This window comes from Shewanella sp. 4t3-1-2LB, from assembly GCF_017368415.1.
In the GTDB taxonomy this organism is placed as follows: Bacteria; Pseudomonadota; Gammaproteobacteria; order Enterobacterales; family Shewanellaceae; genus Shewanella; species Shewanella fodinae.
The window spans coordinates 1-11,522 of sequence record NZ_JAFNJD010000008.1 but is presented as its reverse complement, the minus strand read 5'-3'; the positions used below and the strand labels follow the sequence as shown (position 1 = coordinate 11,522).

Below are 11,522 nucleotides of genomic sequence, written 5' to 3'. Positions count from 1 at the left end.
ATCAATTTAACAGAGTGACAAGTACCGCATTTTGGGCGTACATCCGGTTTTGCGCCTGCTGCAGGATCAACGAACCTTCACCGTCCATTACCTCATCCGTCACTTCCACCCCGCGATGAGCGGGCAAGCAATGCATGAAATACTTGACCTTATATTTTTCCATCAATTCTTTTGAGACCTGATATTGGGCAAATTTAGCCGCAATATCTGACAACTTGGTGCTATCGCCCATAGAGATCCACGTATCAGTGTAGACCGCATCGACACCTTCGAGCGCACTCACATCTGGCGTCAGCAATAAACTACCGCCATGAACAGCCGCCAATTGCTGCGCCTGAGTCACTGCGAAACCATCAGGGAAATGTCCTTCAGGACAGATCACCGTCATCTGCGCCCCAACAATCGCAGCACCCAGCATCAAGGAGTTGGTCACATTATTACCGTCACCGATATAGGCCAGTTTCAGACCTTGCAAACTTCCTAATACTTCCTTGAGCGTCAGCAAATCGGCCAGCACCTGACAGGGGTGATACAGATCCGATAATGCATTAACCACCGGCACAGTGGCGTATTCTGCCAAATCTTCCACCGTCACATGACTGAAGGTACGCGCCACAATGGCATCGGCCCATTGAGAGATATTGCCAGCAAAGTCGCGCACCGATTCCCGCTTACCTAAAGCACCATTTTGCTGATCCATGTAGACACAGTGCCCACCGAGTTTGTTGATGCCGATATCAAAGCTTACTCGGGTACGCAGTGAGGGCTTTTCGAACAGCATCACCACATTCTTGCCATCGAGTGCGTGACGATATTCGGCTGGATTGGCTTTTATTTTTAGCGCCAGCTCCAGCAATGCCAACAGTTGCGATTGGCTCAGGTCTTTAAGGGACAACAGGTGCTTCATAACTAATCCTTACTTACGGTTGAATTTGAGTTCCGATGTTCTCTCCTCGGGCAAGGGCAGCCAACTGGGCTGCATCCCGCCATGAGGCAACCTGTACTGGCTGCCCCATCTGCTCCGCCACATCTAGCGCAGCTTCTACTTTAACTTTCATGCCTTTTTCAATAACGCCCTGTTTCACCAGCTGCTGGATCTGCTCCCGGTTCAATTGTGGAATTAATTGACCTTTGCCATCCAAAACCCCAGACACATCAGACAGCAATACCAACTTACCGCCCACCAGTTTTGCCAATACAGTAGCGGCTTCATCGGCATTCACATTCAGCAAATCGCCAGTTGCCGACACCGCAATGGAACTGACGATCGGCATCCAGCCTTGTGCCAGCACAAAGTTGATATAAGCGCCGTCTTTAGGAGAGACTTCACCCACCAACCCCAGGCGTTCATCTTTGATACGAGCATCTACTAGGTTGCCGTCTGCCAGGCTCATCCCTACCGCCACCACGCCAGCTTTTACGGCGGCAGCCTGCAAAATTTTGTTGGAAGTGCCGGCCAACACGCCAACCACGATTGGCATCTGCTCGGCTGGTGTTACCCGCAAGCCGTCCAGCTTGACGGTTTCCATACCATTAACCTGCAACTGTTCATCTACCAGATAGCCGCCACCATGGACCAATACCACCTTCTGTCCCTGGGACAACATCTTGGCTGCCGTTTCCATCAGCCGTGCCATGCCCATTTCGCACTGCATCAACGCGCCACCGACTTTCAGAACCAACACACTGTCATTTGTGCTCATAAAGAAAACTCTCAAAACGCCTCAAGGGCCGGTTAATTCACAGATTAAAATGAATCTTTATGCACTGCAGCGCTTGGCTGGCAGCACCTTTCATCAAATTGTCGATAGCGCTAGCGACCACCAGATAGCCACTTGCCTCATCAAACTTCCAGCCAATATGGCAGTTAGGCGTCAGTACCACATCATCCACTTTCGGGAAACGGTTGTGCGTTACCTTTACCAGAGGTGAATCATCGTAGACACTATAAGCTTGCGCCACTTGTTCAGTGGTGATCCCTGGCTGCAGTTGCGCGGTAATAGTTGCCAGAATACCTCGCTTAAAATTACCCAAATGCGGCGTAAAAATTACTTGCTGCCCCAAATGTGTGGCGATTTCTGGTTGATGACGATGTCCGAGCACACCATAAGGGGTCAGGCTGACTTCGCAAAAACTGGTATGTAACTGCGCCTTGCGGCCAGCACCGGTAACACCGCTGACCGCATTGATCACCGGCCAAGTGGTAGTAAGCAGTGATTTCACAGGTTTGAGTGCTAGCAAAGATGCCGTTGGGTAGCAGCCCGGCACCGCAATCATCCGTGTCGCGGCAATCTTGTCCGCATTCCACTCTGCTAGACCATAGATGGCCTGCGCTAATACTTCGGGTTGTGTATGTTCAAAACCATACCACTTTGGATACTGGGCAGCGTCTGCAAAACGATAGGCGCCACTGAGATCAAACACACTCAGCCCTTGCGCATAAAACCAAGCAGCGAGTTCCAGACTCACGGCATGTTCCGTTGCCAACACCACCGCATCGGATTCAGCGACGATCTGAGCTTTGGCGGCAGCTGTTAGCGGTTGCAATACATAGGGGATTTGCTGGTATACAGGATAAAGGTCGGCCAGCGCTTTGCCTTTGTCGAGACTGTTTTCGGAGACATACAATCCCTGCACACTGAGCCCGGGGTCATTTTCAATCAACGCGGTTATCTGGGCTCCGGTGTAGCCACTGGCACCGATAATGGCAATATTTTTCATGATCTCAAATCTATATCTAGTCAAAAGGAAGGGCTAAAGTCATGCCCGGGCAGAATGCCTGATGACAAGTTTAACGCTGCAGGGATTATATGCAGCTTTTATCTGTATTAAGCTCAATATAGAACAAAAACAGGGTATTTTAAGCGGGTGTCGGCTTTTGTCTGGTGACACCAGTCTTAGCTGTTTGCTAGACTACCATATAAGTTTATTTATGCAATATATGTGAATATTTATATTTACTATTTTGGCGGAATTATGACCAAACTACCGGAACTCAAGTGCAGCTTCGGCGCGCTTATCGCATCACCATCAATCAGCGCTATTGAGGCTGCACAGGATCAGAGCAACAAAGGGGTACTGGATCTGCTCAGTAATTGGTTTACTGAATTGGGGTTTCAGTGTCAGCAACAGGCTGTGGCCAATAGTCGTAATAAATATAATTTGCTGGCGTCGCTGGGATCTGGCAGCGGTGGTCTGTTACTGGCAGGGCATACTGATACGGTTCCGTTCGATGAGGGTCGCTGGCACCAGGATCCATTTACGCTGACAGAAAAAGAGGGCCGCTGGTACGGGCTCGGCACCTGCGACATGAAAGGGTTTTTCGCACTGATTTTGGAAGCGCTGAAAGACATGCCGTTACAGCAATTTAAACGGCCGCTGTACATTCTCGCCAGTGCGGATGAAGAAACCACCATGAGTGGCGCAAAAACCTTTGCAGCCAATGCTGCCATTCGTCCCGAGTATGCCATCATCGGAGAGCCAACCAGTCTGCGTCCGGTCTATATGCATAAAGGCCATCTGGCACAAGGCATTCGAATCACCGGTCGCAGCGGTCATTCGTCCGATCCATCGAAAGGGCTGAATGCCATCGACATCATGTATCAGGTAATCGGACAGTTACTGAAACTAAAGCAGCATCTGGCCGACAATTATCGGGAAAACGCTTTTAGCGTACCCTACCCGACCATGAATTTTGGTCACATCCACGGCGGTGATGCCGCTAACCGGATCTGCGGTTGCTGCGATCTACATCTGGATATTCGCCCTTTGCCCGGCATTGCTATTGCGGATTTACAACTGATGACACAGCAGTATCTGCTGCCTATTAGTGAAAAATATCCGGGAGCTGTCAGTATCAGCACCTTATATCCAGGTGCCGAGCCTTTCGCTGATACCGCAGATTCTGCTTGGAGTCAGTTGGTAGCCAAACTATCGGGTAACGCACCGGAAGTGGTGAATTATGCCACTGAGGCACCCTATATTCGCAGTCTCGGTTGTCATACGCTGGTCCTTGGCCCAGGCAGTATCGATCAGGCCCACCAACCCGATGAATTTTTGGATCTGGCGCAGGTCAAACCGACGATATCCCTGTTAAAACAGCTGATTTATCACGCCTGTATCGAATAAGATACACCTAACCATGGTATCACTGCATTGACCACCAAGCCTCTCGCTGGGTAGGGTGACAGGCAGTGGTTTTGGTATCGTCACACATTTTGGGGAATGGGAGTCACAATGGAACAAACGACAGATATGTATGCCGCACTACGGGCCAATGTCAGTAAGCTGGGGCAAATCCTTGGCGATACCATGCGTGATCATCTAGGCGAGTCTTTTTTAGAGAAGGTTGAACAAATCCGGCAATTGGCCAAGCGCTCTCGGAATGGTGATAGCGGGGCCCGGACACAGATGCTAGCACTGCTGAACGCATTGCCTGACGATGAATTGGTCCCAGTTGCCAAAGCCTTTAACCAATTTCTCAATCTGGCCAACATCGCAGAGCAGTTTCATACCATCAGTCGTAATTGTGATGAATTGGTATGTGTGCCGGACCCTGTCGATTTGTTACTAGGGCGTATGCTCAATGGACCTATCGATCAGCAACAGATGCTCAACTGCCTGAAAACCATGGACATCGATCTGGTACTAACGGCACATCCCACCGAGATCTCACGGCGCACACTGATCCAGAAATATGCGGCAGTGGTTGATTGTCTGGCAGCCCTAGAGAACGACAAACTCGGCCAACGAGAGATGAAACAGCTAACGTTGCGACTGCGACAACTAGTATCACAAATCTGGCATACCAACGAAATCCGCAGCATCCGGCCAACGCCGGTTGATGAAGCCCGCTGGGGGCTGGCAACGATAGAAGCTTCGCTGTGGCAAGCGGTGCCGGACTTTCTGCGACAACTCAATGATCAGATAGAAGAGCGCACTGGGAAACAGCTTCCCATTGATATCGCGCCAGTGCGATTTTCCAGCTGGATGGGGGGCGATCGTGATGGCAACCCATTTGTTACCGCCACAGTGACACAGGAAGTCCTAGACCGCAATCGCCACGCGGCCGCAAGGCTGCATCTGAAAGATATTGTTGAGTTAGTGGCCGAGCTGTCAATGGAAGATGCCAATGCTGAACTGATGGCATATACCCACAACAGCCGTGAGCCTTATCGTGATGTACTGCGGGATCTGCGGCAGAAACTGCGCAACACCATCGACTTTCTTAATGCCCGCATTGAAGGCCACCAACCAGAAGTGGACTACCGCAGCATTATCTGGCAAGAAGAAGATTTACAAGCACCACTGATGCTGCTGTATCGCAGCTTGTGTGATTGCGGCATGCGGCTGATAGCCAACGGCCTATTGTTGGATATGCTGCGACGCCTTGCCTGCTTTGGCATCCACATGCTCAGATTGGACATTCGCCAAGATGCCGCCAGACATGCCGAAGTGTTGGGCGAACTTACCCGTTACCTAGGCATTGGTGACTATGCCCATTGGGGAGAGTCGGAGAAACAGGCATTTCTGCTAAAGGAACTCACTAACCGTCGGCCACTGCTACCCGTCAACTGGCAACCATCGGACAATGTTGCCGAAGTGCTGGCAACTTGTCGACTGATCGCTCAACAACCGGCGAAAGCGCTGGGCTCATATGTCATATCTATGGCGGGCAAACCTTCTGACGTGCTGGCGGTGCTGCTGCTGTTAAAGGAAACCGGTTGTCCACATCCCATGCGGGTAGTACCGCTATTTGAAACCTTGGATGATTTGAACCATGCCGCCAGTTGTATAACAGCACTGCTGAATATCGACTGGTATCGCAACTACACCAAAGGTACACAAGAAGTGATGATCGGTTACTCCGATTCCGCCAAAGATGCCGGGGTGATGGCTGCCGCTTGGGCGCAGTATCGGGCACAAGAGCAGTTAGTAGCTGTCTGTCGTAATGCCGACGTCAAATTGATCTTGTTCCACGGCCGAGGTGGTACGGTGGGCCGCGGCGGGGCACCAGCCCATGATGCCATTCTGTCGCAACCGCCAGGCTCCGTTGATGGCCGCATTCGGGTGACGGAACAAGGGGAGATGATCCGCTTTAAATTCGGTTTGCCCAAGCAGGCGGTGCAATCGCTGGCGCTCTATACCTCAGCGGTTATGGAAGCTACCTTGCTGCCACCACCTGAACCCAAACCACAATGGCGTGAATGCATGGAGCGAATTGCCGCTGATTCGGTAACAGCTTATCGTAAAGTGGTGCGTGAAGACCCAGACTTTGTTGCCTATTTCCGGGCAGCCACTCCCGAAGTTGAACTCGGCAAGCTCCCCCTTGGCAGTCGCCCAGCTAAACGTCGTGTTGATGGCGGTATTGAGAGCCTGCGGGCTATCCCGTGGATCTTTGCCTGGTCACAAAATCGCTTGATGTTACCTGCCTGGCTCGGTGCGGGAGAATCACTACAAGCCGCAATCGATCGTGGTGAAAAGAACTTGCTGCAGGAAATGGAGCAACACTGGCCATTTTTCCGTACCCGGATCTCGATGATGGAAATGGTCTACGCCAAAGCTGAACCCAATCTGGCGCGTTATTATGAAACCTGCTTAGTGCCGCCAACACTACATCACCTGGGCGAGGAACTGATCAACCGGCTGCAACTGGGTATAAAAGTGGTACTAGAACTCACGGGTAGCGATACGCTGATGGCACATACGCCGTGGAATCGTGAGTCCATCAAGCTACGTAACCCCTATATCGACCCATTGAATTTCTTGCAGGCAGAACTGTTAGCGCGTACACGTAAAGAGCAGCAGACATCTACCACGCTGGAACTCGCCTTGATGCTAACCATTGCGGGTGTTGCCGCCGGGATGAGGAACACAGGTTGATGAAATACTTACTGTTATTAGTCGCAACTCTGTACCTAGGTGGGTGTGCCAGCCAGTACAGCATCAGCGAACAACAAGTCGAGCACTATCTCAACGATAAACTCGCCAAACCGTATCAGGTAAAGGAGGGATCGTCGGCGCTGTCGCTGGGTTTTCGCAGCGTTTCGGTCACCCTTGGGGCAAAGCCGGGGGTCATGGCGGTAACGGCCGCGGCAGAAATGAAAATTGCCACGCCCATCATCCCCATTAAGGCGGAATTACAGGCAGTATTTGAGGCTAAGCCCGTATATGACCATACCAGCCATAGTGTTTTTCTCAAAGATCTGCAGCTGGTACAGTTGAGCTCAACACCGGCAAAACTACAACGCTTACTCGGCGGAGTGACCCCGCAATTAATGGATATGGCAAGGACGTTGCTGGAAAACCAGCCAGTTTATGTACTGAATACTCACAACAGCACCCAGGCAAAACTGGCTGAAATAACCAAAGACATCAAAGTAGAGCGAGGCGAACTGGTGTTACAGTTTGAGTAGTCATCTATCACCATTTGATAGTGACTACTCACACGCAGCATCACTTTGGATAGCGCTGAATGAAGGAGTAGTCAACAATGACCGCTTCATTCAGCAATTCCCGCCGCAACATGTCATACGCCACCGCAGAACTGATACTGCGTACCAGTTCTCGCGAGCGGCCAGCTAGCAGGATCATCTGGCTATATACCGCATTACGGGTCGCCAGAGCGATGGCAACGGTTCCCACCGGTTTTTCTGCAGTGCCGCCATCAGGCCCTGCTATACCACTGGTTGCCAAGGCAAAATCGCTGCCAAGCAACTCACGGGCACCGCGCGCCATCTCTTCCACCACCGGAATAGATACGGCGCCGTAGTCATCGAGGGTCTGCGGCTTAACACCAAGAACCCGCACTTTGCTTTCGTTGGAATAAGTGACCAACCCCTGATGTAAATATGAGGAGCTTCCCGGGAAGGCAACCAACTGACTGGTGATCATGCCGCCAGTACAAGATTCGGCCACACTGAGACTCAATCCAGATTGATATAAGCGCTGATGGATCTCCTCCGCCAGTGATTGACGATTTTCCGCCACGACAGCCGTTCCCAAGGCTTGCTTAACCTCTGCCGTCACCGCGGCAAGTTGTGCAATGGCGGCAGCTCCTCTGGCAAAAATCTTAATCTCGATGTGAGGCATCGATGAACGGTAACCAAGAGTAATTCCGTCTGGCAAACTCAGAGGTTCCAGCTTTGCCGCCAGTGACGATTCGCCATGCCCAATCGTCAGCAGTTTCTCTACGGCAATATCGGATTGAATAGCAAATTCATCACGGATAAACGGTAGGAACTGCTGCTGCACCATATGTTTTAATTCAAAGGGCACCCCCGGCGTAAAGAACAGCCAAGCGCGGTTGAGTTTAACGCGGAATCCGCAAGCAGTACCCACCGGATTATCAACCATAATGGCCGATGCGGGTAATAGTGCCTGCTTAAGGTTGTTAGCAGGCATAGGACGATTATTGCGTGCAAACCAGTCGGTGATACGCTGACGCCATATTGGGTTATCTACCAAAGGTTCTTCTTTGGCTCGGGCCATCGCTTCTGCAGACAGATCATCCGACGTCGGCCCTAAACCACCATTTACCAGAATCACATCGGCATGCATGCTGCGCTCACGGAAAACGGCAATCAAATCATCCATACGGTCGCCTACCGTCACCCGGCGTTGCACTTCTATACCGTGCTCCATCATCAGATTGGCAAACCAGGCGGCATTGGTGTCCACTATCTGTCCAGAGAGCACCTCTTCACCGGTACAAATCATCTCCAATTTCATTAACGCACCTGTTCCTATTCAGCTCCTTCAACGTACACAAGATTACGCTAAATCAACAGATAAGGGTACGAAAAGGACGGATAAGAGCTGATAGCTGACAATAAAATTAAACAGCCCGTGGCTACGGGCTGTTTAAGGCTAAACACTATTGAATTAGGGGAGCTGACTGCAGTTCTAATCCCAGCGAGGCAATAATCCCCAACGCCGCTTTGCGGCCGTCTGACATGGCGGTCACCACCAGATCTGCGCCACGGACAATATCACCGCCAGCGAATATTTGGGGATGACTGGTTTGGCAAGGGAAGCGACTATTACGGGGTGCTTCTATCAGCCCCCATCGATTACATTTCACTTTAGCGGCGTCCAACCAAGGCATTGAGTGGGCACTGAAACCAAAAGCAATAATCAGCGCATCAGCTTCCAGCACAAATTCTGAGCCAGCAACTACCTGTGGTCGCCGCCGACCACTGCTGTCAGGCTCGCCTAATTCGGTACGGATAAGGCCAATACCCGCAAAATGCCCTTGCGCATCTAGTTGGATAAACTGTGGTTGCACATTAAAGAGAAACTCAGCTCCCTCTTCGCGGGCATTCTTTACCTCTTTCTTGGAGCCGGGCATGTTAGCCTCGTCGCGACGATAGGCACACGTCACAACAGCCGCCCCCTGCCGCAAAGATGTGCGCAGGCAATCCATCGCAGTGTCCCCACCACCTAATACCACCACCCTTTTCCCAGCAAGATTAATATAGGGTTCATCAACTAACGCAGGTAAACCCATCTCGTGCTTGGTATTGGCAATCAAAAAAGGTAACGCTTCATAGACGCCCGGGGCATCTTCATGCTCCAACCCCGCTTGCATCGACTGGTAAGTGCCTGTTCCCACAAACACTGCATCAAACTCCTCTAACAGTTGTTGCAATGAAATATCACGACCGACTTCGGTCTCCAGACGGAACTCGATCCCCATGTCAGCAAACAGCTGGTGGCGATTAATTAATACCTGCTTGTCCAGCTTGAAAGCCGGAATACCAAATGTCAGCATGCCGCCAATCTCGGGATGGCGATCAAACACCACAGCCTTTATACCGTTGCGGCTGAGAATATCTGCACATCCAAGGCCTGCAGGTCCGGCACCGATGACCGCAACCCGTTTGCCAGTAGCCTTCACATGTTGCAGATTAGGTTTCCAACCGTTAGCTAGCGCGGTATCAGTGATATAACGTTCGACGTTCCCTATAGTGACCGCACCATATTTATCTTTCAGTGTGCACGAACCTTCACACAAACGATCCTGCGGGCATACCCGGCCACAGACTTCCGGCAATGAACTGGTTTTATGGGACAGCTCCACTGCTTCATTTATACGGCCTTGTTTTGCCAACTCCAATAACCTAGGAATATTGTTGTGTAGGGGACAAGTCCATTCACACACAGAGCGATCACTGCAACTCAGGCAACGGTCGGCCTGATCCTCCACCTGCTTCGCCGAAAAAGGCTGATAGGTTTCAACAAAGGTAATTTTACGTAAGGCCAAAGGCGTTTTCAGCGCTTCCTGGCGCGGCCGTTGAGGTAATGAGGCTAGAATCGGTGTCAACCGATGAATACGAGGAGAACCTAAATCATATGCTACGCCTGCACTGCGTAATTGCTTCTGCCGCCGTAACGCAACTAACGCTTGATCGTCCAGTAATCGCAACGCTTTAGTTGGACATGCTGATACACAGGCAGGCCCCTGTTCACTGTCATGGCATAAGTCACACTTGTGGGCATAAGCTTTAACTTCAGTGCCATTAGTTTCTTCATAAACCATATTGATGGCACCAAACGGACAGGCCAGCACACAGCTTTTACAGCCAATACATTTATCTTGCTGCAGTTGGATACTACCATCCTGACGCGACAGTGCTCGCACAGGGCACGCATTAGCACAAGGCGCATCCTCACAATGCCGACAGACAGCGGCCGAGATCCGTGACGCCCCTCTGACAACTTTAATCCGAGGGTGGAATGATTCAGCACTATCGGGATAACGCCCGCCATTATGCGACAAGACACAGGCAATCTCACAGGCCCGGCAACCAATACAATCATTGCCGTTGGCGATAACAAACTGATTCATTAGAACTCCCCAATAGAACTGCTAAGCACCTCAGGCAAATATCCGTTCCCCAACAGTATTCACCTGAAACAGCGCAACAAGCTGTTGCACATTTGAATATTCTAACCTGCTAAACTGGAGTGAAAACTTGATGCCGGACAGGAACCTGACGGTTTGGGGCGCGATAAAAGCGCAGAAAAGCACTCATCCGATGACATAAACGCAATCGGATCGGAGTTATAAAGAGGGAAGAGATAGCAATTTAAACTGACAATCTTGCTGCGAAGTTCTACAGAAAACAAACGGCGAATATCGCAGCTTTCCGCAGTATTAGAAAACGAAACACGGCGCTTAAGCAGTTATAGAGTTATTGATAACGAAAAGGAATTTCAGAGATAAAAAGCAAAAGGCCTCGTCTGTTGACGAGGTCTTGCTATTAGTGGCGGGATGGACGGGACTCGAACCCGCGACCCCCGGCGTGACAGGCCGGTATTCTAACCAACTGAACTACCACCCCACTGGGCCGAAGCCCAATTCTTACTATCAGACGCTGTGCATCTGGCTAAATAGGCGCTTGGCGATGACCTACTCTCACATGGGGAGACCCCACACTACCATCGGCGCGATTGTGTTTCACTTCTGAGTTCGGGATGGAGTCAGGTGGTACCACAATGCTATTGTCACCAAGCAAATT

At 50.9% G+C, this 11,522-nt stretch carries 8 protein-coding genes, 1 tRNA gene and 1 rRNA gene; 3 read left to right on the top strand and 7 right to left on the bottom strand.

Features of this window, described 5'->3' with window-relative positions:
- Nucleotide 1 precedes the first annotated feature (1 nt).
- Genes J3L11_RS04740 through argC form a run of 3 tightly spaced genes read right to left on the bottom strand, consistent with a single transcriptional unit; the run spans nt 2 to nt 2,721 of the window.
- Complete coding sequence (locus J3L11_RS04740) at nt 2-907, bottom strand: ornithine carbamoyltransferase (protein WP_207570295.1); 906 nt, start codon at nt 905-907, stop codon at nt 2-4.
- Nucleotides 908-920: 13 nt separating this feature from the next.
- Nucleotides 921-1,703, bottom strand: coding sequence for an acetylglutamate kinase (argB, locus tag J3L11_RS04735; RefSeq protein ID WP_207570294.1), 783 nt, complete (start codon nt 1,701-1,703; stop codon nt 921-923).
- 37 nt (nt 1,704-1,740) lie between these two features.
- Nucleotides 1,741-2,721, bottom strand: coding sequence for an N-acetyl-gamma-glutamyl-phosphate reductase (gene argC, locus J3L11_RS04730; RefSeq protein ID WP_207570293.1), 981 nt, complete (start codon nt 2,719-2,721; stop codon nt 1,741-1,743).
- Nucleotides 2,722-2,976: 255 nt separating this feature from the next.
- Here argC and argE point away from each other — a divergent pair, with 255 nt between their 5' ends.
- The 3 genes from argE to J3L11_RS04715 all read left to right on the top strand — a co-directional run bounded on the left by argE (nt 2,977) and on the right by J3L11_RS04715 (nt 7,415).
- Complete coding sequence (argE, locus tag J3L11_RS04725) at nt 2,977-4,128, top strand: acetylornithine deacetylase (protein WP_207570292.1); 1,152 nt, start codon at nt 2,977-2,979, stop codon at nt 4,126-4,128.
- A gap of 108 nt (nt 4,129-4,236) precedes the next feature.
- Nucleotides 4,237-6,882: a phosphoenolpyruvate carboxylase gene (ppc, locus tag J3L11_RS04720; protein WP_207570291.1), complete on the top strand. Its 2,646-nt coding sequence runs from the start codon at nt 4,237-4,239 to the stop codon at nt 6,880-6,882.
- The gene (locus J3L11_RS04715; RefSeq protein WP_207570290.1) at nt 6,882-7,415 is read left to right on the top strand and encodes a DUF1439 domain-containing protein; all 534 of its coding nucleotides are present in this window, start codon (nt 6,882-6,884) and stop codon (nt 7,413-7,415) included. Before ppc ends, J3L11_RS04715 begins: the two co-directional genes overlap by 1 nt.
- Nucleotides 7,416-7,455: 40 nt before the next feature.
- Here the strand turns inward: J3L11_RS04715 and J3L11_RS04710 are convergent, their stop codons facing one another.
- The 4 genes from J3L11_RS04710 to rrf form a co-directional block, all read right to left on the bottom strand.
- Nucleotides 7,456-8,730 (bottom strand): CinA family nicotinamide mononucleotide deamidase-related protein, encoded by a 1,275-nt coding sequence (locus J3L11_RS04710; protein WP_207570289.1) that lies wholly within the window; start codon nt 8,728-8,730, stop codon nt 7,456-7,458.
- A gap of 145 nt (nt 8,731-8,875) precedes the next feature.
- Nucleotides 8,876-10,849 (bottom strand): formate-dependent uric acid utilization protein AegA, encoded by a 1,974-nt coding sequence (gene aegA / locus J3L11_RS04705; protein WP_207570288.1) that lies wholly within the window; start codon nt 10,847-10,849, stop codon nt 8,876-8,878.
- Between the two features lie 419 nt (nt 10,850-11,268).
- Nucleotides 11,269-11,345, bottom strand: a tRNA-Asp gene (locus J3L11_RS04700).
- Between the two features lie 55 nt (nt 11,346-11,400).
- Nucleotides 11,401-11,516, bottom strand: a 5S ribosomal RNA gene (gene rrf / locus J3L11_RS04695).
- Nucleotides 11,517-11,522: the final 6 nt, after the last annotated feature.

What these genes read in the sequence shown, in the direction of transcription:
- J3L11_RS04715 (WP_207570290.1), top strand. Translation starts at nt 6,882, where the DNA reads ATGAAATACTTACTGTTATTAGTCGCAACTCTGTACCTAGGTGGGTGT.
- aegA (WP_207570288.1), bottom strand. Translation starts at nt 10,849, where the DNA reads ATGAATCAGTTTGTTATCGCCAACGGCAATGATTGTATTGGTTGCCGG.
- J3L11_RS04740 (WP_207570295.1), bottom strand. Translation starts at nt 907, where the DNA reads ATGAAGCACCTGTTGTCCCTTAAAGACCTGAGCCAATCGCAACTGTTG.
- argC (WP_207570293.1), bottom strand. Translation starts at nt 2,721, where the DNA reads ATGAAAAATATTGCCATTATCGGTGCCAGTGGCTACACCGGAGCCCAG.
- ppc (WP_207570291.1), top strand. Translation starts at nt 4,237, where the DNA reads ATGGAACAAACGACAGATATGTATGCCGCACTACGGGCCAATGTCAGT.
- argE (WP_207570292.1), top strand. Translation starts at nt 2,977, where the DNA reads ATGACCAAACTACCGGAACTCAAGTGCAGCTTCGGCGCGCTTATCGCA.
- J3L11_RS04710 (WP_207570289.1), bottom strand. Translation starts at nt 8,730, where the DNA reads ATGAAATTGGAGATGATTTGTACCGGTGAAGAGGTGCTCTCTGGACAG.
- argB (WP_207570294.1), bottom strand. Translation starts at nt 1,703, where the DNA reads ATGAGCACAAATGACAGTGTGTTGGTTCTGAAAGTCGGTGGCGCGTTG.